The 23,762-nt window shown below is 52.6% G+C and carries 29 protein-coding genes and 1 pseudogene; 11 read left to right on the plus strand and 19 right to left on the minus strand.

Translation table 11 applies throughout. From position 1 onward, the window contains the following. Positions 1 to 48 precede the first annotated feature (48 nt). Entirely contained in the window at positions 49 to 1,350 is a 1,302-nt protein-coding gene (locus IDSA_RS04960) for an MFS transporter (RefSeq protein WP_034774703.1), read from the plus strand. Here IDSA_RS04960 and pgm read toward each other — a convergent pair. Both pgm and IDSA_RS04970 read right to left on the minus strand, forming a co-directional pair. Continuing rightward, positions 1,347 to 2,987, minus strand: a complete 1,641-nt coding sequence (gene pgm, locus IDSA_RS04965) for a phosphoglucomutase (alpha-D-glucose-1,6-bisphosphate-dependent) (protein WP_034774705.1) — start codon at positions 2,985 to 2,987, stop codon at positions 1,347 to 1,349. The genes IDSA_RS04960 and pgm overlap by 4 nt on opposite strands. Next, entirely contained in the window at positions 2,987 to 3,496 is a 510-nt protein-coding gene (locus tag IDSA_RS04970; RefSeq protein WP_034774707.1) for an N-carbamoyl-L-amino acid amidohydrolase, read from the minus strand. The genes pgm and IDSA_RS04970 overlap by 1 nt, the downstream gene beginning before the upstream one ends. An 81-nt stretch (positions 3,497 to 3,577) precedes the next feature. Between IDSA_RS04970 and IDSA_RS04975 the strand changes: the two genes are divergently transcribed. The 5 genes from IDSA_RS04975 (at position 3,578) to IDSA_RS04995 (ending at position 7,097) form a co-directional block, all read left to right on the plus strand. Next, a complete protein-coding gene (locus IDSA_RS04975) occupies positions 3,578 to 4,363 on the plus strand; it encodes an alpha/beta fold hydrolase (RefSeq protein WP_034774709.1) in 786 nt (261 codons plus the stop codon). 44 nt (positions 4,364 to 4,407) lie between these two features. Next, positions 4,408 to 4,623 (plus strand): DUF2788 domain-containing protein, encoded by a 216-nt coding sequence (locus IDSA_RS04980; RefSeq protein WP_034774710.1) that lies wholly within the window; start codon positions 4,408 to 4,410, stop codon positions 4,621 to 4,623. Between the two features lie 29 nt (positions 4,624 to 4,652). Further along, on the plus strand, positions 4,653 to 5,177 hold the full coding sequence (gene fldA, locus IDSA_RS04985) for a flavodoxin FldA (protein WP_034774712.1): 525 nt from the start codon (positions 4,653 to 4,655) through the stop codon (positions 5,175 to 5,177). An 83-nt stretch (positions 5,178 to 5,260) separates the two neighbouring features. After that, complete coding sequence (gene fur / locus IDSA_RS04990) at positions 5,261 to 5,707, plus strand: ferric iron uptake transcriptional regulator (RefSeq protein WP_034774713.1); 447 nt, start codon at positions 5,261 to 5,263, stop codon at positions 5,705 to 5,707. 121 nt (positions 5,708 to 5,828) lie between these two features. Continuing rightward, positions 5,829 to 7,097 carry a DEAD/DEAH box helicase gene (locus tag IDSA_RS04995; RefSeq protein ID WP_034774714.1) on the plus strand — a complete coding sequence of 423 codons (1,269 nt, stop codon included), beginning with the start codon at positions 5,829 to 5,831 and terminating at the stop codon, positions 7,095 to 7,097. Positions 7,098 to 7,118: 21 nt separating this feature from the next. Here the strand turns inward: IDSA_RS04995 and glnS are convergent, their stop codons facing one another. The 7 genes from glnS to IDSA_RS05030 form a co-directional block, all read right to left on the minus strand. Beyond that, complete coding sequence (gene glnS / locus IDSA_RS05000) at positions 7,119 to 8,780, minus strand: glutamine--tRNA ligase (RefSeq protein WP_034774716.1); 1,662 nt, start codon at positions 8,778 to 8,780, stop codon at positions 7,119 to 7,121. 76 nt (positions 8,781 to 8,856) lie between these two features. Beyond that, positions 8,857 to 9,810 carry a 5-oxoprolinase subunit C family protein gene (locus tag IDSA_RS05005; RefSeq protein WP_051986069.1) on the minus strand — a complete coding sequence of 318 codons (954 nt, stop codon included), beginning with the start codon at positions 9,808 to 9,810 and terminating at the stop codon, positions 8,857 to 8,859. Further along, positions 9,807 to 10,499 (minus strand): 5-oxoprolinase subunit PxpB, encoded by a 693-nt coding sequence (gene pxpB / locus IDSA_RS05010; RefSeq protein ID WP_051986070.1) that lies wholly within the window; start codon positions 10,497 to 10,499, stop codon positions 9,807 to 9,809. The genes IDSA_RS05005 and pxpB overlap by 4 nt, the downstream gene beginning before the upstream one ends. After that, positions 10,496 to 11,236 (minus strand): 5-oxoprolinase subunit PxpA, encoded by a 741-nt coding sequence (locus tag IDSA_RS05015; protein ID WP_034774718.1) that lies wholly within the window; start codon positions 11,234 to 11,236, stop codon positions 10,496 to 10,498. Before IDSA_RS05015 ends, pxpB begins: the two co-directional genes overlap by 4 nt. A gap of 10 nt (positions 11,237 to 11,246) precedes the next feature. Continuing rightward, complete coding sequence (locus IDSA_RS05020; RefSeq protein WP_034774720.1) at positions 11,247 to 11,651, minus strand: hypothetical protein; 405 nt, start codon at positions 11,649 to 11,651, stop codon at positions 11,247 to 11,249. A 28-nt stretch (positions 11,652 to 11,679) separates the two neighbouring features. Further along, entirely contained in the window at positions 11,680 to 11,967 is a 288-nt protein-coding gene (locus IDSA_RS05025; protein WP_051986071.1) for a hypothetical protein, read from the minus strand. Further along, a complete protein-coding gene (locus IDSA_RS05030) occupies positions 11,957 to 12,136 on the minus strand; it encodes a hypothetical protein (protein ID WP_034774722.1) in 180 nt (59 codons plus the stop codon). The genes IDSA_RS05025 and IDSA_RS05030 overlap by 11 nt, the downstream gene beginning before the upstream one ends. Before the next feature lie 138 nt (positions 12,137 to 12,274). Here IDSA_RS05030 and IDSA_RS05035 point away from each other — a divergent pair, with 138 nt between their 5' ends. After that, positions 12,275 to 13,216: a pirin family protein gene (locus tag IDSA_RS05035; protein WP_084694040.1), complete on the plus strand. Its 942-nt coding sequence runs from the start codon at positions 12,275 to 12,277 to the stop codon at positions 13,214 to 13,216. Beyond that, positions 13,213 to 13,707 carry a hypothetical protein gene (locus IDSA_RS05040; RefSeq protein ID WP_034774723.1) on the plus strand — a complete coding sequence of 165 codons (495 nt, stop codon included), beginning with the start codon at positions 13,213 to 13,215 and terminating at the stop codon, positions 13,705 to 13,707. Before IDSA_RS05035 ends, IDSA_RS05040 begins: the two co-directional genes overlap by 4 nt. Here the strand turns inward: IDSA_RS05040 and IDSA_RS05045 are convergent. The 4 genes from IDSA_RS05045 to IDSA_RS05060 form a co-directional block, all read right to left on the minus strand. Continuing rightward, positions 13,704 to 14,468, minus strand: coding sequence for an SDR family oxidoreductase (locus tag IDSA_RS05045; RefSeq protein WP_034774725.1), 765 nt, complete (start codon positions 14,466 to 14,468; stop codon positions 13,704 to 13,706). The two genes, IDSA_RS05040 and IDSA_RS05045, sit on opposite strands and share 4 nt — an antisense overlap. Then, complete coding sequence (locus IDSA_RS05050; protein ID WP_034774727.1) at positions 14,468 to 15,544, minus strand: phosphotransferase family protein; 1,077 nt, start codon at positions 15,542 to 15,544, stop codon at positions 14,468 to 14,470. The genes IDSA_RS05045 and IDSA_RS05050 overlap by 1 nt, the downstream gene beginning before the upstream one ends. Next, positions 15,541 to 16,788 carry an acyl-CoA dehydrogenase family protein gene (locus IDSA_RS05055; RefSeq protein ID WP_034774728.1) on the minus strand — a complete coding sequence of 416 codons (1,248 nt, stop codon included), beginning with the start codon at positions 16,786 to 16,788 and terminating at the stop codon, positions 15,541 to 15,543. The genes IDSA_RS05050 and IDSA_RS05055 overlap by 4 nt, the downstream gene beginning before the upstream one ends. A 149-nt stretch (positions 16,789 to 16,937) precedes the next feature. Next, complete coding sequence (locus IDSA_RS05060) at positions 16,938 to 17,885, minus strand: MBL fold metallo-hydrolase (RefSeq protein WP_051986073.1); 948 nt, start codon at positions 17,883 to 17,885, stop codon at positions 16,938 to 16,940. Positions 17,886 to 18,057: 172 nt separating this feature from the next. Here IDSA_RS05060 and IDSA_RS05065 point away from each other — a divergent pair, with 172 nt between their 5' ends. Both IDSA_RS05065 and IDSA_RS05070 read left to right on the plus strand, forming a co-directional pair. Continuing rightward, a complete protein-coding gene (locus tag IDSA_RS05065; protein ID WP_034774732.1) occupies positions 18,058 to 18,402 on the plus strand; it encodes a PadR family transcriptional regulator in 345 nt (114 codons plus the stop codon). Continuing rightward, the gene (locus tag IDSA_RS05070) at positions 18,389 to 19,324 is read left to right on the plus strand and encodes a hypothetical protein (protein ID WP_034774733.1); all 936 of its coding nucleotides are present in this window, start codon (positions 18,389 to 18,391) and stop codon (positions 19,322 to 19,324) included. The genes IDSA_RS05065 and IDSA_RS05070 overlap by 14 nt, the downstream gene beginning before the upstream one ends. A gap of 1 nt (position 19,325) precedes the next feature. Here IDSA_RS05070 and IDSA_RS05075 read toward each other — a convergent pair whose 3' ends face one another. The 6 genes and pseudogenes from IDSA_RS05075 to IDSA_RS05100 form a co-directional block, all read right to left on the minus strand. Beyond that, a complete protein-coding gene (locus IDSA_RS05075; RefSeq protein WP_034774735.1) occupies positions 19,326 to 20,600 on the minus strand; it encodes a hypothetical protein in 1,275 nt (424 codons plus the stop codon). Positions 20,601 to 20,615: 15 nt separating this feature from the next. After that, a complete protein-coding gene (locus tag IDSA_RS05080) occupies positions 20,616 to 20,981 on the minus strand; it encodes a hypothetical protein (RefSeq protein ID WP_034774736.1) in 366 nt (121 codons plus the stop codon). 51 nt (positions 20,982 to 21,032) lie between these two features. Further along, positions 21,033 to 21,602, minus strand: coding sequence for an HdeD family acid-resistance protein (locus tag IDSA_RS05085; RefSeq protein WP_198024036.1), 570 nt, complete (start codon positions 21,600 to 21,602; stop codon positions 21,033 to 21,035). Between the two features lie 18 nt (positions 21,603 to 21,620). Next, positions 21,621 to 22,304: an SDR family oxidoreductase gene (locus tag IDSA_RS05090; protein WP_034774738.1), complete on the minus strand. Its 684-nt coding sequence runs from the start codon at positions 22,302 to 22,304 to the stop codon at positions 21,621 to 21,623. 47 nt (positions 22,305 to 22,351) lie between these two features. Further along, positions 22,352 to 22,492 (minus strand): annotated as a pseudogene (locus IDSA_RS12195) (excalibur calcium-binding domain-containing protein); the annotation flags it as partial. Between the two features lie 198 nt (positions 22,493 to 22,690). Then, complete coding sequence (locus IDSA_RS05100; RefSeq protein ID WP_034774741.1) at positions 22,691 to 22,909, minus strand: hypothetical protein; 219 nt, start codon at positions 22,907 to 22,909, stop codon at positions 22,691 to 22,693. Between the two features lie 178 nt (positions 22,910 to 23,087). Between IDSA_RS05100 and IDSA_RS05105 the strand changes: the two genes are divergently transcribed. Beyond that, complete coding sequence (locus tag IDSA_RS05105; RefSeq protein WP_034774742.1) at positions 23,088 to 23,720, plus strand: hypothetical protein; 633 nt, start codon at positions 23,088 to 23,090, stop codon at positions 23,718 to 23,720. The last annotated feature ends 42 nt before the right edge of the window (positions 23,721 to 23,762 follow it).

Below are 23,762 nucleotides of genomic sequence, written 5' to 3' on the forward strand. Positions count from 1 at the left end.
GAACGTGCTAAACTTTTTAAACAGAATCGAACCAGGGACCCATCAGGCATGCTCAAGCAACAACTCCGCGCTATTAGTTCATTACTAAGCAGTATTACGCTGATCGGTATCTGTGTCGGCATGACCAGTACCTTGCTTAGTCTGAGAGCAACGATTGAAGACTTTGGCACCCTGACCACGGGTGTCATTATGTCAGCCTATTTTATTGGCTTTCTATTTGGCACCACCCGCGCCCCCAAAGATATTAAACGGGTCGGCTACATTCGCGCCTTTGGCGGACTTACCGCCTTAGCTGCGGTATCCATCCTGATGCAAGCTATCTGGGTTGACCCGACCGTCTGGTTTGTTATGCGCTTTTTAACCGGCTTCGCGATTTCCGGCATATTCGTTATCGTCGAGAGCTGGCTCAATACCATGGCGGATAATAAAAACCGGGGCACCCTGCTGTCGGTCTATCTGGTGCTTATCTACGGCGGACTAGTTGCCGGACAGCTCGTCCTTGGCGTTGCCGACCCCACTGGCTTTATTGCGTTTGGTATTGCTGCGCTGCTGCTCAACCTGGCACTTATTCCGATTTTAATCAGTGTTACGGTAGAGCCAACAACCCATGAGAGCCGCAAAGTCCCTATTTTCAGCCTGCTGAAACTGGTGCCTCTGGGCATTGTAAATGCCTTTATCATGCAGGCTTGTTACGCCATGTTTTACGCCATCGGGCCCATGTATGCCACCTATATCGGGCTGAGCGTCATGCAGGTCGTGATCTTTATGGCGTCGTTCATTCTTGGCGGTATGCTGGCGCAGGCTCCCATCGGACTACTCTCGGATCGTCATGACCGACGCATGATTATGGCCGTCTGTGCCGGTGCGGGGGCTGTCATGGCGTTCATTTTATCGCAACTTGGCCCGTCGGTCGTCTGGCTGATCTATGTCTGTGTGGCGCTGTTTGGCGCGGCCGTGCTGCCGCTCTATTCACTGGGCATGGCGCACACTAACGATTTTCTTGAAAAAGACCAGATGGTTGGTGCCACCGGCGCCATTATTAAGGTGGGCGGAATCGGCTCAATCATCGGCGCACCAGCGGTGGCGGCGTTAATGCAGTTCGGGGCGGTTAATTACTTCTTCCTGCTCATTATGGTGCTGGCGCTGATCGTCTGTGGCTACTCGCTGTTCCGGATCACCCGCCGGGCTAAACCTGAAGATCAGGCATCTTCAAGCTTTGCCATGCTGGGGCCGTCACAGACTTCGGAAGAGCTGCTGACGACCCTGGCAGATGAACAGGAATATATTGACGAACTTGCCAGCCAGGAAGTCGATACCCACGACGAAGGCGAAGAGGCTAAACCGGGTTAGCCCTGCAGCCACTGGTTGACTAGCTGCTCAGCTTCGTCCGCCAGTTGCTGTAAATGCCCGGCACTGACAAAGCTCTCGCAATAGATTTTATAAACCGGCTCGGTGCCAGAGGGCCGCGCGGCAAACCAGCCATTGTCCGTAGTCACTTTCACGCCGCCAATTAAGGCGCCGTTTGCCGGGGCCTTGGTCATCACTTCCCTGACCTCATCGCCCGCCAGCGATTCCAGTTTCAGCTTATCGGCACGAATTGAACTAAAGGCCGCATTCCGCTCTGCTGAACTCGGCACATCCACCCGTTGATAAAATGAAGTGCCATGTTGCGCACACAAATCATCATAATATTCGCCGGGATTTTTACCCGTCCTGGCACAGATCTCGGCAGCCAGCAGCGCCAGAATGATACCGTCTTTATCCGTTGACCAGGGCTGGCCTTGCTTATCCAGAAAGGTAGCACCAGCACTTTCTTCGCCGGCAAAGGCAGTTACGCCCTGATGGAGTTCCTGCGCGAACCACTTGAAGCCAACCGGCATTTCCCGCAGTTCGCGGTTATTTGCGGCCACGACCCGATCGATCATCGCGCTGGATACCAGCGTCTTACCAATTGCCAGGTCCGCGGACCAGTTTCGGTTCCGGCACAGGTAATCGATAGCGACCGCCAGATAATGATTCGGATTCAGCAGACCATGACTTGGGGTGACGATTCCATGGCGGTCGTAATCAGGATCATTACCTACGGCAACGGCATAGTGATCTTTAAGCTTGAGCAGAGACGCCATCGCGTAAGGTGATGAACAATCCATACGGATTTTTCCGTCTTTATCCAGCGTCATAAAACGAAAACTGGCGTCCACGTTCTCGTTATGCACTTCAATATTCAGGCCATATTGCCCGGCGATAAGCGCCCAGTAACTGGCACCGGCTCCGCCTAATGCATCAACGCCGATACGAATGCCGGCTTTGGCGATAGTTTCCATATCAATGACCTCCGGCAGGCTGTCGATATAGGCCTGACGCCAGTCAACTTCACGCAGTAACTTGCTACTACGTGCCTCCGCATAGGACACCGCCTGCACCCCGACCAGCTCGGACGTCAGCAAGGCATTCGCGTACTTTTCGATAACCTTAGTGGCATCCGTATCAGCTGGTCCGCCATGGGGCGGGTTGTATTTAAAGCCGCCGTCAGCAGGCGGGTTATGCGATGGCGTTATCACCACGCCATCGCACAGACCACTGCTGCGTCCACGGTTGTAGCGCAATATGGAGTGGCTTATTACCGGTGTCGGCGTATAGCCATCAGCTGACTGAATATGAACTTCAATGTCATTACCGATGAATACTTCCAGCGCAGTCATAAAAGCCGCTTCGGATAGCGCGTGGGTGTCCTTGCCAAGCAGCAAGGGCCCGGTAATGCCCTGTTCTTCGCGATAGGCCACCAGTGCCTGACTCATTGCCAGAATATGCGCTTCATTAAAAGAATTCTCGAACGCCGAACCGCGATGGCCGGAGGTGCCAAATTTGACCTGCTCGGCGGGATTTCGCGGGTCCACTTCATTGACAAAATAAGCGCTGACCAGCTGTGCGATATTGGTTAAATCCTGCGGTTGCGCCGGTTGGCCGGCCCGTTCATGTAATGCCATCAGAGAAAGTCCCTTATCTGTTCAGCTTCTGGTGGAGTGTAGCCAAGTTCTTCCGCCACCTGAGTCAGCATCGATTTTTTGCGGGTCGTATTATTATTGGTTACGACAAAATAAGGCGAGCCCGGGATTTGCTTCGGATTGGTACTGGAGCCATGGGCCTCGAGCTCTGCCGCACTGACGGCAAAGTACTGACGATCACGGCCGCTGATTTTAAGCACCGCGGCAAACTCGTCACTGTGACAGCGATACAGCATACCCAGAATATAAAGAAACCGCGCCACAGCGCTGCGCTGACCGGCCAGATCGGCGCGGGTCATGCTGTCAAAAATGCTTCTGCGGCTACGCTCCCGGCCACTCGCAGTCGCCCGTGAGGCTTCTGCTGGCGGCGCATCCACTGTTTCCAGGTCCAGCAGGCGCCGTAAAATTGACGAAGCACTTTCGCCGATATGCTGGGTGTGTCCTGCGATAAAACGGTATAACTCATCATCAATTTCAATGCGTTTGCTCATTACCCTACACTTCTTCTGGTTTATGGCTTAGCCCATTTCAGCTATTATACCCAAGCACACTCACGGGTACAGGAAATCAGTATGAGCAAAGCACAGCTTCTGAATTATGAAACAACAGGTTCGGGTGAACCGGTGTTGTTACTGCATGGCCTGTTTGGCGATTTAGACAACCTTAAAGGTCTGGGCCGCGACTTGCAGGAAGATTTCCAGGTTATCATGGTGGATATCCGCAATCATGGCGACTCATTTCACGCCGATACGATGAACTATTCAGCTATGGCTGATGATGTCACGCGTGTACTCGATCACCTTGAGCTTGAGCAGGTACACATGGTCGGCCACTCGATGGGCGGCAAGCTGGCAATGGAATTTGCCCTCACCAATCCCGATCGGGTTATCAGTCTGGTGGTCGCCGATATCGCCCCTGTGGCTTACGACACCCGGCACCGGGACATTCTTGATGCCCTCGAAGCGCTCGATTTGAGCAAAGTAAGTAGCCGCAAAGATGCCGACCAACTGCTCGCGCAGCATATCGACGGACATAACGTGCGACAGTTTTTACTGAAGAACCTGGAGCGGCGCGAAGACAACAGCTATGAATGGCGGCTGAACCTGCCGGTACTGGATGCCTGTTACGGCGAACTCTCAGACGCTGTCCGCGAAGGCTCTTATGACGGGCCCGTATTGTTTATAAAAGGCGGCGAATCGGATTATTTAACAGCAGAATACGAAGACGCTATCCGTGAACGGTTCAGTGATGTGGATCTCAAGGTTATCGAAGGTGCCGGACATTGGCTACATGCTGAAAAGCCGCGCATTTTTAACCGCACAGCCCGAAGCTTTCTGGAGCAACATTCTCGCACCTAAGCGGTGCCCGTGTTATACTCCGCGCTTAATTACAGAGGTCCGTAATGCTGTCAGAACATTTTGAATTAATCGAAACGCTGGGCATGAATTTCGCCATAGCGATTCTTTTCATCCTGATCGGCTTAGCGATTCATGATGTGTTAAAAAGTGGCAATGTCCCAAAATTCGGCCGTTGGTTTGTATGGCTGGTATTATTTCTTGGTTGTGCAGGATTTATTGCTAAGGGCATTATTCAGGCATTCCTGGAACCAGGTCTTTAAACTTTCATCAGGCAGGTAGTAACGACGTTATGGCAAGTGTTGGTATTTTCTTTGGCAGTGACACCGGCAACACAGAAGCTGTTGCACAAATGATCCAGAAAGAACTGGGTAAGCAGCTTATCGATGTCTATGACATTGCCAAATCGAGCAAAGAAGACATCGCATCCTATGATTTACTGATGTTCGGTATTCCAACCTGGTATTACGGCGAAGCGCAGTGCGACTGGGACGACTTTTTCCCTGACCTCGAAGAAATTGATTTCAACAATAAGCTGATTGCGATTTTTGGCTGCGGCGACCAGGAAGACTATTCTGAATACTTCCTTGATGCTATGGGCACAGTCCGCGACATCGTCGAAGCGCGCGGCGGCATTATTGTGGGTCACTGGCCTACCGAAGGCTACGATTTTGACGCATCACGAGCGTTAGTGGACGACAATCACTTTGTCGGCCTGGGTATTGACGAAGATCGTCAGCCCGAACTGACCAAAGAGCGGGTACAGGGCTGGTGCGCACAACTGCGCGATGAACTGGCGCTGGATCAGCTGAGTTAATAAAGCATTCCAAAGCTTTCAGTGATGTGTCTATAATGGCGCGGTAAACCGACTAATTTATTAAAAAAACCGGCGACAGAATAATGAGCAGCAAAGACGAGCTACAACTAAAAAAAGCAGGCCTGAAAGTAACTTCTCCGCGAATCAAGATTCTGGAGATTCTTAAAAATCCTGCCAATCAACATGTCAGCGCTGAAGATGTGTATAAGATCCTGCTGGAAAAAAACGAAGAAATTGGTCTGGCAACCGTTTATCGCGTGCTGAACCAGTTTGATGACGCTGGCATCGTCAGCCGTCATCACTTTGAAGGCGGCCGCTCGGTGTTCGAGCTGAGCAATAAAGAGCATCATGATCACCTGGTCTGCCTGACCTGTGGTCATGTGTTTGAATTTGAAGATAATGTTATCGAAGACCGCCAGGTTCAGATAGCAGAAGCGAACGAAATTAAGCTAACAAACCATAGCTTATATCTCTATGGTGAGTGCCAGAAAGCCGATCATTGCGAGCATAACCAGGCCGAACAAGAGTAAGGCTTTTTGCTCCGCTTACAGAACTCCTGTATGCTTACCCGACAATTACCACTTTTTCGCAGTATAGGCTTTTCCTTGCCTGTGCTGCCTTATCCGCACAAACAAGAGACATCCCCAATACATGAGTTTTAACGATTTAGGTTTATCAAAGCCCGTACTAGCTGTACTTGCAGAACAAGGCTACAGCACCCCCACCCCGATTCAACAGCAAGCAATACCCGCCGTTATGGCTGGCCGCGACGTAATGGCTGCAGCCCAGACCGGTACCGGTAAAACTGCGGGCTTCACGTTGCCCATGCTTGAGTTACTCAAAGGTGGCGAGCGCGCCAGTTCCAATCATGTGCGCGCACTGATCCTCACGCCCACCCGCGAGCTGGCGGCACAGGTCGCTGAAAGCGTGGCCACTTACGGTCGCGACAGCAAGCTATCTTCAGCAGTGGTATTTGGCGGCGTAGGTATCAATCCACAGATGATGAAACTGCGCAAAGGCGTCGATATTCTGATTGCCACACCAGGCCGCTTATTAGATCTGTATCAGCAAAAGGCTGTGAAGTTTAACGATCTGGAAATTCTGGTTCTTGACGAAGCTGACCGGATGCTGGACATGGGCTTTATCCATGATATTAAGCGCATCCTTAAGCTGCTGCCGCCCAAGCGCCAGAACTTACTGTTTTCCGCTACCTTCTCGGATGAGATCCGGGCATTAGCCAAAGGCCTGGTAAATAACCCGGTTGAAGTTTCAGTTGCCCCGCCAAACACCACTGCTGAACGCGTAGAGCAGTCGCTATATGGCGTTGAGCAGTCGCAAAAAACGGCCTTGTTATGCCAGTTGTTGCGCGCCCGCGGTACCCCGCAGGCCCTGGTATTCACCCGCACCAAGCACGGGGCAAACCGGCTGGTACGGCAACTGGAAGCAAACAGCTTCCTGGCGGCGGCTATTCACGGCAATAAAAGTCAGGGCGCGCGTACCAAAGCGCTGGATGATTTTAAAAAGGGCCGCGTTAATGTGCTGGTCGCGACAGATATAGCTGCACGTGGCATCGATATTGATTTGTTACCGCTGGTAGTTAATTACGACCTGCCTAACGTATCAGAAGATTATGTGCACCGGATTGGCCGCACGGCCCGTGCCGGAGCCAGTGGCCATGCGTTATCGCTGGTCAGCCCGGAAGAAGTCAAACAGCTACGGGGAATTGAAAAGCTGATCGATCAGAAAATCGAACGGCTTGAAGCCGAAGGTTTTATTCCTGTCGATCTGGTTCGTGGCCGGCCGGCACCAGCTAAGCAACAGCAAAATCGTGGCGGTGGCGGTGGCGGTGGACGCGGGCGCGACAGCACCCAGCGTGGACGCGATGGCGGCCGTAGCCAGGGCTCGGGCCGCAACCGCTGATAAAACCGGATGACGAGGCTATCAGGCCTCGTCAGTCCAGGTATCGCGTAATCCTACCGTCTGATTAAATACCAGCTTATCCGCAGCGCTATCTTTGCTATCCGCACAGAAGTAACCAATCCGCTCAAACTGATAGGCCTGCTCCGGCTTTGCCGACTGCAGACTCAGTTCAACATAGCCCTGATGCACCAGTAGTGATGACGGATTCAGGGTACTGAAAAAGTCCTGCTCAGCCGCCGGATTAGGCACCTGGAATAAACGATCATATAACCGGAACTCGGCCGGCACCGCATGGCTGGCAGCAACCCAGTGAATGACGCCTTTAACTTTGCGGCCATCGGCCGGATCCTGGCCTAACGTGTCCGGGTCATAAGTACAGTAAATGGTACGTACCAGCCCCGCATCGTCTTTCTCAACCCGCTCTGCCTTGATCACATAAGCATTGCGCAGACGAACTTCTTTCCCCAGCACCAGCCGTTTAAATTTCTTATTGGCTTCTTCACGGAAATCTTCCGCTTCGATATAAATCTCACGGCCAAAAGGAAGCGTCCGGGTGCCCATGGATTCATCGTTAGGATGGTTCGGCGCCTGTAACTCTTCAGTGCTGTTATCCGGGTAGTTTTCGATCACCAGTTTAACCGGATTAATCACTGCCAGCGCGCGCGGGGCGTTAACGTTCAGCTCATCACGGATACAGGATTCGAGCATACTCATCTCAACCTGGTTATCCATTTTCGTGACGCCAATGCGATGGCAGAACTCACGAATAGAATTCGGGGTATAGCCACGCCGGCGTAATCCGGCGATAGTCGGCATCCGGGGGTCGTCCCAGCCGCTCACCCGCCCTTCTTCCACCAGCTCATTCAGCTTACGCTTACTCATCACCGTGTATTGCAGATTCAGGCGCGAGAATTCGATCTGTTGCGGATGGCAATCAACGGAAATATTTTCCAGCACCCAGTCATATAAGCGACGGTTATCCTGGAATTCCAGGGTACAAAGCGAATGGGTGATACCTTCGAGCGCATCCGAGATACAGTGCGTGAAGTCATACATCGGGTACACGCACCACTTATCACCGGTCTGGTGATGATGGGCAAAACGCACCCGGTAAATAACCGGATCACGCAGCACCATGAACGACGATGCCATATCGATTTTTGCCCGCAGGCTAGCCTCGCCTTCCTGGTATTTGCCGTTGCGCATATCTTCAAAGTGTTTGAGGTTTTCAGCCACCGGCGTATCGCGATAGGGGCTGTTCACGCCCGGCTCTTTGAGCGTGCCACGCATTTCGCGCATCTGTTCCTGGGTCGAGAAATCGACGTAGGCCAGGCCTTTTTCGATTAACTCCACCGCGAAGCCGTAGAGCTTGTCAAAGTAGTCAGATGAATAGCGCGGCTTACCTTCCCACTCATAGCCCATCCAGCGCACGTCTTCCTGAATCGAGTTGATATAATCAACTTTTTCCTTCAGCGGGTTGGTGTCATCAAAGCGCAGATTGCAGGTTCCCTGGTAGTCCTGGGCTATGCCAAAGTTGAGCACGATCGATTTAGCGTGGCCGATATGCAAATAGCCATTGGGCTCTGGCGGAAATCGCGTATGCACTTGATCATGCTTACCGCTGGCCAGATCTTTATCTATGAGTTGGCGGATAAAATTACTACGGGGCGCTTCTGCTGCCATGGGTGCAAGGTCTCCGGTGTTTCACCTGAAAAATGGCGGTTATGATCGCAGTTTCCGCCCCGGCTGGCAAGGGCTGTTAACGGCTGGTGAGTACGTTAAAAAAGCAGTAGGCGCTGCGTTGCTGACGCTGCGCATCAAGCAGGTCCATCCATTTAAATTGCAGTTGTGTACCAGCAACTGCCTGCGCCAATAACGAACGCGAACGCCAGCTGAGTACGCCGATCTTGGGATAACCGCCAAGCGTCTGCCGGTCATTGAGCATTATGATAGGCTGACCATCAGGCGGGATCTGGATGGCACCAACCGGTAACGGCTCAGAAATAAGCTGAGGGCCCTCCCAGCTAATGGGTTTCGCGGCTTTCAGCCGTGCTCCCATGCGATCCTGAGCGGTGGTCATCTCAAAATGCTGGCGGCTGAATTGCTCGCGCGCAGCGGCGCTGAACTGGTCAGCCTGAGCCACTGCCACCACCTCAAGTTGCAAACTGCTCTTGCCCGGCATGGTGATAAAACGACTCTGTGGCCGGCGCGGTAAAAATTCCTGATCCCCTTTCAACGCGATACCCGCCACCGTATCACCAGCAGCCAGTGGCTTACCGGTGCCCTGCAAACCACCCAGGCCATCGCGTTGCACCGTTGCCACGCTGCCTTTTACCAAAGGGGCTTTGAATCCCCCGGTTACCGCAAGATAAGCCCGTAAGCCTTGCTTGGCCGGGTTAACTTCGAGTCGATCACCGGCATTGACAGCAAGTACCTGCCAATTAGGCTGCGCTTTGCCGTTTAAGCGTATTTCAACCCAGGCACCTGTGATAACCAACTGCGTGCGCGCCTTCATAAGCGCCGAAAAACCGCCCACTGTAATTTCTATCTGCGCTGCGTTGTAATGGTTTCCAAGTAACCGGTTTGCCCATAAAAAGGCATGTTCATCGACCGGACCGCCGGTGGTTATACCCTGCGCCAGGTAACCATAACGGCCAAAATCCTGCAGTGTTGCCAGCAAACCGGGCTGCTGAATTTGTAGGATATCAGTCACGATTGCCCCCGGTTAAACTCAGCGAGGGATATGGATACAAACTTAACCTGATCGCCCGGCTGCAACTGTGGCAGCTCTCTTACCCGCCCGATAATGCGCCAGCCGCCCGGTGATTGCCGCGGATAGATAGCGGTTTGCTGGTTCGCTATCGCCACGCTGCGGGCGGGAACCTTCTGGCGCGGGGTATCCAGCCGGGGTATACGTAAACGTTCCGGTACATCACCCATATAGGCGAACCCGGGCGCGAAGCCCAGCGCATAAACCAGGTATTCCGGCTCCGTGTGCAGCCGGATGATGTCCTCGATGCTGCAACCGGTCAGTTCAGTCACCGCGTCCATATCTAAAGCCACCTGCGGGTCATAGCAAACCTCGACCGGAATCACTGAACGCTTGTCAGCAGACTGGCCGGTATCGGCGGTAAGCTGCTCAATACCCTTTTCAATAATCTGACGAACCGCAGCCTCACTGGCCAGGGCAATATTGTAGTAAACCATGAGTGTGCGATAAGCCGGCACCAGCTCAAGGATAACCTCGCTATGCTGTTGCTCAAGCCAGTTAGCCAGGGCGTGCACCTGACGGTTCACCCGGGGACTGATCACAGCGGCGAACTCGACCATAACCGCGTCAACGGCGGCGCTAACAACGCGTACTTTTGCTGTTTCGTCAGGCAGGTTCATACCGGTGGTCATTTGAGGGCAGCACGGATAGCCGCAATTGTGGCAACAGATTCAGGGTTATCCCCATGCACACAGAGTGTGTCGGCGGTCAGTTTCAGCTGACTACCATCGCTGGCCGTAATGGCTGCGCCACGGGCAAAGTTAATCGCCTGCCGCAGAATATCTTCGCGCTTTGTTAATACGGCATCGGCATATTGTCGTGAACGCAAACTGCCGTCCGCGTCATAGCGACGGTCCGCAAATACTTCGTGCAATAGCTGCACCTGAAAATCCGCTGCAATGTCTTCCTGCCAGCGGTTATCAAGCTTGGCCAGCGTAACCAGTTGCAACGGTTGCGGGCGCTCGCGGTTCATATCGGCAATAGTAGCGACAACGGTTTCAAACAGCTCACGTTGCTGTTGTTTATCATTGTACAGGGCGCCATGGGGTTTAACGTAGCTCAGGGTGACATCGTTTGCCCGGCACAACGCATCCAGCGCACCTATCTGATACAGCAGAATAGCGCGCAGATCTCCGGCACTAAACTGCATTGAGCGCCGCCCGAAGTTGGCGATATCCGGGTAGCCCGGGTGCGCGCCTATTCGTACTTTCTGGTCTTTAGCTAAACGGATGGTGTGTTGCATGGTGGCTGGCTCACCGGCGTGAAAACCGCAGGCAATACTCGCCATATCGATGTGCGGCATCACCGCCGCATCATCGCCTACCGGCCACGCCTCGCAACGTTCGCCCATGTCACAGTTGAGCAGCATGTTTTACAACCTAATCTTCATCTTTGGTGGTTTTTTTTGCATTGCTGGCGGCGTTAAATCGCGCGTAGCTGTAGCCAAACAGATAAATACCTAAGCCCGTCGCCGCCAGTTGCATTGGCGGTAACATTAAGCCGCCGATCTGATGGGCAGCAAAAACGGCCGCACTGCCGGTTAAACCCAGCGTCAACAGAGATACAGCAACAAAGGTAATCGGCTCCAGCCAGCGCTGGAACGAGCGTAACCCGACTAAGCTCACCAGAGCCCCCAGGATAAGCCCCCAGGCCAGCGGTACGCCTAACTTATACCAGCTTAACTGGTAGTCCACTATAGCGGCCCAGAGTTGCGCTTCTGTCGCATTATAAAACAATAGCCCGACCAGGCCAGCCAGAATTACCAGACGTTTGGTTAACGACATGCGCAATATTCCTTCGCTGTTTAGGTGTTCAGTATAATAATGATAATAAGAATAGTACGACGATAATTACCGGCACCCACAAAATAGCCGACTGATACCACTTAAGTTCGGGCGCCTTATAGGGTTCAGCTTCGCCTTTAATACGGCGTGGCGGACGGCTCTGGTTGAACAGCCAGATAACGCCGAAAATAATCAGCGCCAGACCAAAAAATTTCCAGGCGGTCGAGCTTCCACCCGCGGGGGTCAGAACCCCAAGCAACAGGCCAAAAATAATAACGGCTAAAGCGGCGATACGTTTGATAATGCTACTGTTCATTTTTGTTTATACGTCCTTCTTTGGAGGCTTTGCGCCAGCTCAGATAAAAACTAACCCAACCGGCAATCATCAATAGCACACCGATGAAAATGGTTACCATGTTTTGCTCCCAGGCACCGCTTAATATGGCGACAAAACCGATAATTATGACTAACGAAGCAATCAACATCGTAACCTCCTTGGTAGCTTAAAGTTACCATACCCAATCCGCACACTTTAGAAAAGTCTCTGCGGTGCTTATTCGACTATTATATTAAGCGGTGGCATACTCAGTTGCATTGGTTTTTACCAGCGGAGACCCCGGCGAATGACCCGAACCAGACAAGATAATGAGTTGCAGACTTGTGAGTCGGACTACCTGCAGCGGGACGCTACGTTGTTTTCATCATCGCCCCGCCAGCTGACACCGCAACTTAAAATACAAAGGGTGATACCCCAGCGGCAATTAAAGATGATCGGCCCCTGGTGCTTCCTTGACCATTTCGGCCCGGTGGCACCAGCGGATTACCGCCAGTTTGATGTGCCCCCTCACCCCCATATTGGGTTACAGACGATTACCTGGCTGTTTTCAGGTCAGCTATCCCATAAAGACAGTCTGGGTTACGAGCAATCCTTGCGCCGCGGTGAACTGAATCTGATGACCGCCGGTAACGGCATTAGCCATGCTGAAATCGCCGATAACCACCCTCGGGATCCCTTACATGGGTTACAGCTCTGGCTTGCCTTGCCACCAAAGCATGAGCAAACCAAGCCACGTTTCGATCATTATCAGCAGCTTCCGCAGCTCAGTATAGGAAATTGCCTGGCAACCTTGATTACCGGCCGCTACACCGGCAATAAGTCGGTATATGAATCCCCCGCGGTAAGTTTTCATCCCGGCATTGGCATGATCCTGCAGAGCCCTCTGTCAACCGCGATAAGCCTTAACCTGGAAACCGAATTTGAATATGCGATTTATGTCTGCCAGGGGCGCATTGATACCCAGAACCAGACGGTGCGCGAACATACCTTAATCAACCTTGGCAGTAACCGCAGCCATCTTGAACTCGAAATGGGCGCTGATACCACCGCTATATTACTTGGGGGCGAGGCCTTTGAGCAGCCGGTGCGGATGTGGTGGAACTTTGTCAGCAGCCAGACTGAGCGGCTGGAACAGGCGCAACAGGAATGGAATGCCGGTCATTCCCGTTTTGGCGAAGTGAAAGGCTACCAGGGCGAGCGCTTAATGGCGCCGGAGATACCGACATGAGCCTGTTACATAGCTTACGGGAATTCAGCCGCCGGGTGGGCCTTTGGTTCATTGCCGCTGGCATCACGCTGGCCGTACTCTTTACCTCAGTTTTGATTTATAAATGGACCGTTTACGAGCCTGACCCACCGACCACCGCCGAATGTCAGTCGCTACAGATTTTAATCAGCGCGGACAGCGCCGTTGAAGCCCATTTGTATCAGTGCCAGCGCGGCAAAGAAGGTAACTGGCAGGGCTATGAAGTCTGGTTGTATGAGCCTTACACATTGGCGTGGCAGCGCGTGCTTACCGCTGCCAGTAACGAATCTTCGGCAGCCTGCATGAGCCTTGGCTGGCGTGAGGATAAATCGCTTGAGGTGTTCCATAGCCAGAGCCGTGGCGACCTGAATGTCGCCCAAAGCTCAGTGATTTACTACGACCCACAGGGCCGCCCGGAAACCTTGTCGATAAACACGGAACGCCAGGATAATTGCCCTATGCCGGGGCCTTAGCCCAGTTTCATAACCATTTTTAACGGTAACCGCTTCATCAGAAAACCAATCAAGGCCCATGGCCAGCCGGGAACATAAGCTTGTACCGGCTCTTTCTCGATGGCTTTAACCAGCGCTTTACAACCGGTTTCCGTATCCACCATAAAGGGCGTGTTCTTCACTTTCTCATTAATTTCGGAGCGAATGAAGCCGGGCAAAATTGCGCTGGTCTTTATCGGCAGTCCGGAGCGAATCAAATCCGCCCGGATCCCTTCAGTCAGTGACAGCAACCCGGCTTTGGTGGCGGCATAAACCGTCATGGCGCGGGGCATGCCCCGTAAGGCACTGATGGAACTGATGGTGACCAGATGGCCGTCATTCTGTTCGCGGAAAATCTCCAGCGCGGCTTCACATTGGGCCAGCGCCGCGACAAAGTTGGTCTGTGCCGTCTGCACGTTCGCATGAAAATAACCAGTGCCCAGCGACGCGCCCTTACCCATACCCGCATTCACGATAATCCGGTCAAGCAGGCCAAACTCTGCTTTAAATTCCTTAAAAACCTCGAACACCCGGGCATGATCATTCACATCCAGAGCCCGCACACTCACTTTACAGTCCGGATAGGTCGACTCCAGTTCCTCTTTCAGTTTATCCAGACGGTCAGTGCGGCGGGCACAAAGCGCAAGATTACGCCCTTTAGCAGCAAACTGCCGGGCCATGCCCTCGCCCAGGCCGGAGCTTGCGCCAGTTATTAGTATTGTCTTGCGGATCTTATCGGGCATTAGCTGTGGTCCTGTTTAATAAGTTTCCGGGCCCGCCAGTGCAGGTAATTCACCAAAAACCAGAAATGTTTGAAGGCTGGATTACGGGTCTGTTTATGATAGTAGCGATAATAAATCTGCTGGGCGATAACGCTCAGACGAAACAGCCCGAATACTTCGTAGAATTTAAAGTCAGTAACATCAACCTGCATTTTCTCGCAGTAATAATCGATAACCTCGGCCCGCGTAAACATGCCTTTGAGGTGGGTCGGCTGCCGGCGCGTCGACTGGGCGATGCGATCATCGTCGGCCTGAATCCAATACGCCAGGCTATTGCCCAAATCCATCAGCGGATTACCGAGAGTGGCCAGTTCCCAGTCCAGTACCCCAATAATCCGGGTCGGTTCTTCCGGGGCCAGTACCAGGTTATCAAAACGAAAATCGTTATGAGTCATGCAGATGGTTTCATGCGCGGGCATATTATCCTTCAGCCAGCTGATAATGCCGTTACCAGAAGGAACATTCCAGGTTTTCGCCTTACCGTAGCGCTCGCTCCAGCCCGTCACCTGCCGCTGCGTATAACCCTCGCCTTTTGCCAGCCCGGTAAGGCCAGCCGCCTCAATATCAACCTGATGCAATTCAATCAGACAATCCAGCGCATTCCGGCACAGTTCGCGGGTTTGGCCTTCACTGAGTTCTAACGCGCGAGGCATGTTTTTGCGCGGAATGATCCCGGCCACCCGATCCATAATGTAAAACTCAGCGCCGATGATGCTTTCATCGTCAGTATAAAGATGCATCTGTGGCACATAGGGGTAAACCGGCTTGAGCGCCTGCTGTAGCCTGAATTCACGACCCATGTCGTGGGCTGACTTTGCCTTAGTGCCGGCTGGTGGCCGTCGCAATATCAAGTCTGCGTTGTCAAACTCAAGACGATAGGTCCAGTTGGAGGCCCCTCCGGCATACTGAGTCACCTTCATACTGCCTTCCAGATAAGGCAACTGTTCACGCAACCAGCTACTCAGTTGCCGCTCAGGCAACTGCTCGCCTTCCCGAACTTCACCGGCCTTATCTTCCAGTCTGGTCACTGTACTCATCGAGGATCCCGCACATTTGGGTGATCCCGGTATTTGGCCAGCTCAACTTTGGCGATGGTGGCGCGGTGTACGGCGTCGGGGCCATCAGCGATGCGCAAGGCCCGTGCCATGGCGTAGAGAGCTGTTAACGGCACATCGTGGCTCATACCAGCACCGCCATAGAGCTGAATGGTTTCATCCACAACTTTCTGCAGAACATTAGGCGCCGCGACTTTAATCGCTGAGATTTCGGTCAGGGCTTTCATCGCGCCGACCTGATCAATCTTCCAGGCAGCAAAAAAGGTCAACAGACGCGCCTGGTCGATAGCAATCCGCATATCGGCCACCCGTTCCATATTGCCGCCTAGCTGCAACAAAGGTCTACCAAACGCGACCCGATCCTGGCCCCGCTGCATGAACAGCTGTAAGGCTTTCTCAGCCGCGCCCAGTGCCCGCATACAGTGATGGATACGGCCAGGGCCTAAACGCCCCTGCGCGATCTTAAAGCCATCGCCAAGCCCGCCAATCAGATTGGCTTTTGGCACCCGCACATTGTCAAATATGACTTCACCGTGACCATAAGGCGCATCGTATTCGCCGAACGCCGGTAACATCCGTTCAATGATGACGCCTTCTGCATCCAGGGGCACCAGCACCATGCTATGCCGCTGATGCTTGGCCGCACCGGCATCAGTCAGGCCCATAACGATGGCAAAGCGTGCGTCGGGGTGTCCTAATCCGGTCGACCACCATTTGCGGCCGCGAATCACCACTTCGTCACCGTCAGCAACAATACTGGCTTGCATATTGGTCGCATCGGATGAGGCAACATCAGGTTCTGTCATGCAAAATACCGAGCGGATCTCACCCTTTAGCAGCGGCTTTAGCCATTGGTCCTGCTGCGCCTTGGTACCAAAATGGTAGAGCACTTCCATATTGCCGGTATCCGGTGCATTACAGTTAAATACTTCGGGCGCCAACAGGCTATGCCCCATCACTTCTGCCAGTGGCGCATATTCAAGGGTGGTCAGGCCCGCGCCAAGCTTGTCGTCGGGTAAGAATAAATTCCACAGGCCGGCGGCCTTAGCTTTCGCTTTCAGTTCACTGACCATCGGCGGAACCTGCCACTCACGCCAGTTGCCATCGGGGTTAAGACGCCGGTTTTCTTTCTGATAGTTGGCTTCGGCTGGCTCAATGTGTTCCCGCATGAAAGCGATGAGTCTTTTCCGGTAATCCAGCGTTCTGGGGCTCGGTGTAAAATCCATTATGTACCTTCCTGATGAGGACGTTCAGTTGCGTATGTTCAAACGCTTGTTTAAATGATTGTAAACCAATTAAAGCTGTCGGTTAACCAGTAACCGACAGCTTTATTCTGAATAACTTCTGAAACCGCGGGATGCTTACTTAAGTTGCCTTATTTAAACTGCGTAGTATAGTTCGCCGGTATCCAGCGATAGCCTTTATCTCGCGTAGCTAAGTGACCTATACCGGGGAAGGATAAGTGCGCACCGGCGGCCCAGTATCCCTCTTTGGCAACTGAACTGAACACCCCCTGGCGAACCGTTTTGGCTACCGCGCTATCGGTATCAAAATCTATAGTTACCTCGGGATCAGCAAACTGAATGGCCGCGACATGAATCACATCGCCCCAGAACACCATGGTCTGCTCCGCGCTACTCACGTGGTAGCCGCTATGCCCCGGCGTATGACCAACGGTGGGATGCGCCACAAAGCCCGGCAAAATCTCAGTCACGCCAGTAAAGGAGCTCAGCTGGCCACTTTCCTGATACGGCTGCAGTGCGGCCATGGCACCACGAAAGAAGTCCTTCTGGCCTTCCGGTGCGGCATTCAGGTGTGCTTCATCTAACCAGTAATTCGCATCATCCCTGTGCACATAAACTTTGGCATTCGGGTAAAGCCGCTCGCCATCCCGCACCAGCCCACCGACATGATCAGGGTGCATATGCGTGATCAGGATCACATCGATATCATTAGTCTGGTAACCCGCCGCTTGCAGATGCTGCGGTAACTTGCCCAGGGTCGGGCCAAACATACTACCGGCCCCTGTATCGACCAGCACCTGTTTGTCGCCGGTGTCGATCAGAAAGCCGTTAAGCGACGTTTCCAGCGGGCTCTCAAGGTAATCTTTCGCCAGCCGCTGATGCACTTCCGCCGCATCCAGATGCAACAGATTGTGCATCGGAAGATCCACGGTGCCGTCAGAAAGCGCCGTAATCATAAAATCGCCAAGCGGCATCCGGTAATACCCCGGTGCCTGGCTGCTATCCTCAGGTGTCGCCTGTACGGCGGTGCCGGCAACGGCTAAACCTGCCGTCAGCATCAATGTAATTGCCTTTCTCATCTGAACCTCCGTCCTCTCAACTATCTGCTGTTAATACTAGCTGAGGCCTTACCCAAATCAATAAAAAGGTTCTGGTTAAAAAATAACCTTGACTTGCATACTATGTGGCACATAGTATTATTGGTACTGTGTAGCACACAGTACCAATAATACGACTTTCAACAGGTGGCTCATGGCTAACGATAAGTTCGACAAGATCAAGCTGGAACTGCGACGGGGAATTCTGGTGCTGGCGGTACTGCAGTCTCTGCAAAAACCGCACTATGGCTATTCGCTTCGTAAACAACTTAACGAAGCTGGCCTGGACATTGATGAAGGTACGCTCTACCCGCTCATTCGCCGGCTGGCCGAACAAGGCCTGCTGGAGAGCGAATGGCAGCAGGCTGAGCAGCGCAAGCGCCGGTATTACCAGCTTTCTGACGAAGGCCGAACCGTCCTGCAACTTCTCGTCACCGAGTGGCAACAACTAAATACTACCCTCGAGGCTTTAATGGAGACGTCACATGAATCTCATTGACCGATATATCTTCGCTGTGCAGCAGTATGCGCCAGCGGCACAACAACAGAGTGTTGCCGATGACCTGCGGGAACATCTGGAAAACGAAGTTGACGCCCTGTCCGACGGCCAGCCGACTGAGCACGAGATTGCCGGGCTGCTGCAACGATTCGGCTCTCCGGAGCAAGTCGCCCAGCGCTATGCGCCGCGCCCGCAACCGGTAAAGCCGGAGCAGATGCCTAAATATATGCTGGTGCTACGATATGTGATCGCCGTCGCTTTTGGTCTCACGCTAATAAAAAGCTACTTTTCAGTGATTGCCAGCGAGAGCTTTCATTTCAGCCAATTTATCAGTCAGTTTATATTTCGCTTTATTGACCTGGGTCTGTTTGGCTTTGCCGTGGTAACCCTCATTTTCTGGGCCATCAATACCCGGCCGCAACCAGAAGATAAATGGGATCCTCATAGCCTGCCAGAGGCAGGCCGACCATGGCAGCGTATTCGTCTGTCCGATATTGTCAGTGATATTGCCGAAGGTATTTTTATCCTGCTGTTGCTCTGGTACAACGTCTGGGGGCCTGAAGTACTGAGTTCCTACAACGCGACGATGATGATCGCACCTGGCCTGGCGGACTGGCGCATTGCGCTGACGGCGCTGGTAGCCGTAGCCATTGCCAAACAACTCTGGCTGTTGCGCAAGCCCTACTGGACCGCCCGTCTGCTCAGTATCAATTTATTGATGAGTGCCATTTACGTTGTGGTTTTCGGCTATCTGGCAAGCCTGTCGGAATTCATAATTTTCGGCAGCGAGACCACACTGATGCTTTCGCCCGAATGGATTAACCAGCTGATCCGCGGCCTGATGGCCCTGGTTGCGGTTATTTACCTGGTGAAAATGGTGCGCGACGGACGTCGCTTGCGGCAGCTACGACAACAACAATAAGTCAGGCGCTGAACTGGCGCTCCAGATAACTTCGTACACTGTTGGCGAAGTTCTGGGACGTCAGTTCGGCAAGAATCCGGAAGTAGGCATCAGCCCCGACTTCATCCGGGTGCTGCTCAACGTGCAGCTGATAGAGCTCCCAGAGCCGGAACAAACCAAGGGGGTAATTCATTTTCAGTTCACTATCGATACGGCTGGCAACCACCAACCCGCAGGCGTAGTGTTTAGCAAACAAATCATCGGTTAACGGCTCTTCACACAAGGTTAGCGCCGATGCCAGCTGTTGGCTTAGAAAGGTATCACTCATGCCCTGACTTTGCAGGTACTCATAGGCCATAAACTCAGCCGCGCCTTCATGAATCCAGGAGTCTTCATTACTGAATAAATTACCCTGAAACAGGTGGGCCACTTCATGGGCGAAGAACCACAGGGTCTCATTGACGAAGTCGTTATTTTTCATTCGCTCATACAGGCTATGCCCGTACCAGTGAACGAACAGCTGTGAGCCGATAACCCCGCCCTGCTGGCCATAGCGCCCGTCACTGGTACTACTGAACGAAGCCATAATCATCGGCCGCTCGTTCAGTGCTCCGAGTCGATCCGAAAAATAGCCCATAAGCGGCGGCAGGTCACGTTGTAAACTTGCCTGCAACGCCGGCGGCAGCCCGGGATCAATAATGGTCTCCAGCTTGGTTATAGCGGGTGCCAGCGGCCCCACATAAACCATATAGCCATCGTCAGCCGACTCCTGCCAGCTTACCGCCTGCTGCCCGCTTAAACCGGGCAGGCGAATATAATCCAGCCGCTGCGCCTCCATCCGAAAATCGTAGGTCAGCCGTCTGGCATCATCGCAGGTCAGCGGACACACCTTAAAGCGCCCCGAAAACCAGGCCATGCCGCCATCAGTAAACGGAGAAAAAGGAGCGTAATCTTTAAGTAGCGGAATGTAAGTCGGCGTGAGACTGATACTGACCTGATCGAACGGCTGGCCATCGCGGCGAGCCAGAAATTCCTCATTGGTCGCCGTATCTACCGCCACCATAAATTGATCGGAAACCGGCTGCCATCGATTAACCCGGGTATGATCGGGAGCGCGGACGAATACCAGCCGGTCAGTTTGCTGTTCAAGCTCATAATGAACCGACCAATGCGTACCATCGGTTTTCTGCATAACGACGCGGACGGTTTCCGTAACTGACGCATCATAAAAATGAGCGGCCACCCAGATTATGCCCGCCCCTGCTGCTAAGCTGAATAACAGCTTTTTGCTACTCATGCGTCAGCCATGGCGTTAATAGGCCTTACCAAGGCTACCCATCAGAAACCCGATAAAAACCAGCAATAAACCGGCAGCGGCGACGCCCATCCCGAGCATTGGCAGTAAGCTATATCTTAATGCGGTCGGAAAGTTGTCCACCGAAAAACGCTTGTTCATGACCAGGTAAGCAATAGCGGCAACCCAGATGATCAGGCAAAACGCCGAAATCACCAAAAACAGCCAGCCTACGTCACTGCCATATTCCTGGGCCGGCCCCAACAGCCATATCGTGAACACTCCGAGCCCCACGGGTAAATAGGCCAGCGCATCAAACATAGCGACCAGCCAGGCAATGCCCAGATAATTACGTTTCTTTTTTTCCGTATCGAATTTCAGCACTAGGATGCTCCTCATTATCGAACATAAGAATTAACAGCATAGCTGACGCGGTTATAAACGGACTGACTCGCGGCCAAAGGCGCGCGCTTTAAATGCCAGAAATATCATAATCAGACCAAATAACACGGCGTAGGCCGCCAGCAACCAGAGCAAAGCCAGAATACCGACTCCGGGTTGCGCTATCAGCAGAACGCCCAGCAATACGGAAGCGATGCCGCCGATAATCAGCAGCCACTCGCCGGTAATTTCTTTGCGCAGCCGGATCGCGGCTACCAACTGGAGTACCCCGGTAGCGATGGCCCAGATAGCGATATAAAACAGCAGCGCCAGCGCGGTAATGTCCGGGGCTAAAAAGGCAAGAATACCAATGCCAATACCGATCAGCCCCCAGAGTAACCAGACCCACCAGTCTTCATCAGATTTGCGCCCGGCCAGTGCCGTCCATACACCGAGGATACCGTCGGCGAAAATGAAAATACCAAAAACCAGGATCAGTACCGTTAATGAAATATCAGGCTGCAAGAAAATGAAAATACCGAAGGCCAGCGCAATCAGCCCGCGCAGCAACAGCGTCCACCAGTTGCGGGCAATTACACCCGTTAAGCTCATATCAGTATTCATAAAATTCTCCTTATGGTTTCAGCGATTTATCCAGCCGCCAGTAACCGGAAACACCTGCCCTACAAAGCAATCGGCCTGGTCACTGCACAGGTAGGCGGCAAAGGAAGCATCCTCGCTGGCAGAAACCAGTCGACCCAACGGCACTTCGCGTTTAAGTCGTGCCTGAAAACGCGGATCGGACTGCACCTCAGCGGGGAAATAAGTCGGATTATCAACAAAGTTCTGGGCAATCGCATTGATCTGAATATTATGCGGTGCCATTTCAACTGCCGCTGCCTGAATATAGGCTAGTTGGGCACCGCGGGCAGCGCTATAAGTTGAGGTCCGTTTCATGCCTCGTAACGCTGCGGCACTGCCCATCAGCAGAATCTTTCCGCGCTGGCGTTCCATCATCGCCGGCAGTACGGCTTTAAATAAGCGTGGCAACGGATCAACCAAAGTGGCAAATACACTTTGCCATTCGTCATCTTCAACCTCAGTAAGGCGGCTGGTCGGTGCCGCAATAGCCAGGTTAATAACCAGCACATCAATGTCACCGGCGCTGGCTATAACTTCGTTGATTGCATCGGCAGTACCTAAATCGTCATTGTCGGCAATCACGGTGGCGCCCTGGCGTCTGAACGCATCAACCAGCGCCGGCCCCATAAAACGTTCCGCGTGCGTAACTAATATCCGTTTATCCGTCAGTATCCCTGACTCCATGCTCATCTACCTCAGCAACCAACTGGCCGTATTCGTTATAGTTAAGTCTAGAAGCGCGAATCATTTTCGCAAGGAACACCGTCACCATCGCCGTCCATTTTGACGTCAGGACAATGGTTTAAGAAGAACTCGGCCTCTGCGCGCGAATTCATCTGGCTGCAGTACTGGCGCCCGTCACAACGAAATGCAGACTGTTTCGCAGCGTAGCGCGGAGCTTTGCCGGTGAGAACTCTGTTGAGGGTATCGGGCTGGGTGTATTCTTCAACGCTTTGTTTCACGTTGACCCGCTGCGCCTCAGTCAGATAAAAATTCCAGGCCGCTGCAATCAATAAAATAAGTAAGATAACTTTTTTCATTGCCGGGCTCCGTAAGCGTCTAAGGGGTGATCAGGCTGAATGCCGCAGTGGCTCATTGACATCTTTTTTCAGTACCAGAATGGCCAGGTAAATAATTCCAAGTAATGGTACTAGTGATAATACAAACCCGATAAAACCCGCAATAACCGGATTAGTCGTTTTTCGTCTGCCCAGGTAGTAGCTTATCAAGCCAAAAATTATCGCGATAAGCAGAATTCCCTGCCCTACAAGAGTCATATTTATATTCATTTATAGATCATCCTTGTTTCACTTAGTTTTCCGGCGCTTAGGCAACATGAATATAACAGGCAACCCCGCCGCCAACAAGACTCGCCCGGTCCCTTATTTGACAGTATCAGAGAGGCTCTCCTATGTTTATAGGGCTAGTAAATACATTTTGAGCTAGTTAAAACAAAAGGAGGAGACTATGTATACCAGCAAATTGGTTGCAGTGATTTCCAGTGTTTTACTTACCGCTCCGGCATGGAGCCAGAACCCATATCAACAGCCTGACGATACCTGGATACAGATCAGCGGTACGGTAGAGTCGGTTTCGCCCGACAGCTTTATTCTTAATTACGGTAACGGCACCATTACTGTCGAAATGACCGATGCCGACCGCGATGCCGACGCCTACAAACTATTGCCAGATGATAAAGTAACGGTTTCAGGCCTTATCGATGACGACTTTTTCGAAACCACCACCATCGACGCCAGTAGTGTGTACGTAGAGAATATCGGCACCTACTTTTACGCCAGCGCGATTGATGAAGAAGATCGAATCTTCGCATTTTCTGTGCCCGTAACCGTTTCTGAAGCAACTGTCCGCGGTACCGTATCAGCGGTTGATCCTATTGCTGACGAATTTACGCTAAACACCGGCACCCGCCTGGTAACAGTCGAAGTGGATGAAATGCCTTATAACCCGCTTGACGACGAAGGCTACCAACAGGTGAGCATAAATGATGTGGTTAGCGTGACCGGCCAGATTGATAATGATTTATTTGAAGGTCAGGTATTTGAAGCTGATTATGTCACGACCCTGTACGACCATCCCTAACGGCAGACGGCAAGTAGATGGCGGAAAATACCGTAAAGAGGC

The sequence above is a fragment of the Pseudidiomarina salinarum genome (genome assembly GCF_000753715.1).
In the GTDB taxonomy this organism is placed as follows: Bacteria; Pseudomonadota; Gammaproteobacteria; order Enterobacterales; family Alteromonadaceae; genus Pseudidiomarina; species Pseudidiomarina salinarum.

Excerpts from the sequence above, each read along its gene's own strand:
- IDSA_RS05060 (WP_051986073.1), bottom strand. The coding sequence starts at position 17,885 with ATGAGAAAGGCAATTACATTGATGCTGACGGCAGGTTTAGCCGTTGCC.
- IDSA_RS05090 (WP_034774738.1), bottom strand. The coding sequence starts at position 22,304 with ATGGAGTCAGGGATACTGACGGATAAACGGATATTAGTTACGCACGCG.
- IDSA_RS04995 (WP_034774714.1), top strand. The coding sequence starts at position 5,829 with ATGAGTTTTAACGATTTAGGTTTATCAAAGCCCGTACTAGCTGTACTT.
- IDSA_RS05105 (WP_034774742.1), top strand. The coding sequence starts at position 23,088 with ATGTATACCAGCAAATTGGTTGCAGTGATTTCCAGTGTTTTACTTACC.
- IDSA_RS04960 (WP_034774703.1), top strand. The coding sequence starts at position 49 with ATGCTCAAGCAACAACTCCGCGCTATTAGTTCATTACTAAGCAGTATT.
- IDSA_RS05015 (WP_034774718.1), bottom strand. The coding sequence starts at position 11,236 with ATGCTGCTCAACTGTGACATGGGCGAACGTTGCGAGGCGTGGCCGGTA.
- IDSA_RS05075 (WP_034774735.1), bottom strand. The coding sequence starts at position 20,600 with ATGAGTAGCAAAAAGCTGTTATTCAGCTTAGCAGCAGGGGCGGGCATA.
- fldA (WP_034774712.1), top strand. The coding sequence starts at position 4,653 with ATGGCAAGTGTTGGTATTTTCTTTGGCAGTGACACCGGCAACACAGAA.
- IDSA_RS05030 (WP_034774722.1), bottom strand. The coding sequence starts at position 12,136 with ATGTTGATTGCTTCGTTAGTCATAATTATCGGTTTTGTCGCCATATTA.
- IDSA_RS04970 (WP_034774707.1), bottom strand. The coding sequence starts at position 3,496 with ATGAGCAAACGCATTGAAATTGATGATGAGTTATACCGTTTTATCGCA.
- pgm (WP_034774705.1), bottom strand. The coding sequence starts at position 2,987 with ATGGCATTACATGAACGGGCCGGCCAACCGGCGCAACCGCAGGATTTA.
- IDSA_RS05100 (WP_034774741.1), bottom strand. The coding sequence starts at position 22,909 with ATGAATATAAATATGACTCTTGTAGGGCAGGGAATTCTGCTTATCGCG.
- IDSA_RS05045 (WP_034774725.1), bottom strand. The coding sequence starts at position 14,468 with ATGCCCGATAAGATCCGCAAGACAATACTAATAACTGGCGCAAGCTCC.
- IDSA_RS05020 (WP_034774720.1), bottom strand. The coding sequence starts at position 11,651 with ATGTCGTTAACCAAACGTCTGGTAATTCTGGCTGGCCTGGTCGGGCTA.
- IDSA_RS05065 (WP_034774732.1), top strand. The coding sequence starts at position 18,058 with ATGGCTAACGATAAGTTCGACAAGATCAAGCTGGAACTGCGACGGGGA.
- IDSA_RS05070 (WP_034774733.1), top strand. The coding sequence starts at position 18,389 with ATGAATCTCATTGACCGATATATCTTCGCTGTGCAGCAGTATGCGCCA.
- IDSA_RS05040 (WP_034774723.1), top strand. The coding sequence starts at position 13,213 with ATGAGCCTGTTACATAGCTTACGGGAATTCAGCCGCCGGGTGGGCCTT.
- fur (WP_034774713.1), top strand. The coding sequence starts at position 5,261 with ATGAGCAGCAAAGACGAGCTACAACTAAAAAAAGCAGGCCTGAAAGTA.
- IDSA_RS05085 (WP_198024036.1), bottom strand. The coding sequence starts at position 21,602 with ATGAATACTGATATGAGCTTAACGGGTGTAATTGCCCGCAACTGGTGG.
- IDSA_RS05055 (WP_034774728.1), bottom strand. The coding sequence starts at position 16,788 with ATGGATTTTACACCGAGCCCCAGAACGCTGGATTACCGGAAAAGACTC.
- pxpB (WP_051986070.1), bottom strand. The coding sequence starts at position 10,499 with ATGACCACCGGTATGAACCTGCCTGACGAAACAGCAAAAGTACGCGTT.
- IDSA_RS04975 (WP_034774709.1), top strand. The coding sequence starts at position 3,578 with ATGAGCAAAGCACAGCTTCTGAATTATGAAACAACAGGTTCGGGTGAA.
- IDSA_RS05050 (WP_034774727.1), bottom strand. The coding sequence starts at position 15,544 with ATGAGTACAGTGACCAGACTGGAAGATAAGGCCGGTGAAGTTCGGGAA.
- IDSA_RS05025 (WP_051986071.1), bottom strand. The coding sequence starts at position 11,967 with ATGAACAGTAGCATTATCAAACGTATCGCCGCTTTAGCCGTTATTATT.
- glnS (WP_034774716.1), bottom strand. The coding sequence starts at position 8,780 with ATGGCAGCAGAAGCGCCCCGTAGTAATTTTATCCGCCAACTCATAGAT.
- IDSA_RS05035 (WP_084694040.1), top strand. The coding sequence starts at position 12,275 with ATGACCCGAACCAGACAAGATAATGAGTTGCAGACTTGTGAGTCGGAC.
- IDSA_RS04980 (WP_034774710.1), top strand. The coding sequence starts at position 4,408 with ATGCTGTCAGAACATTTTGAATTAATCGAAACGCTGGGCATGAATTTC.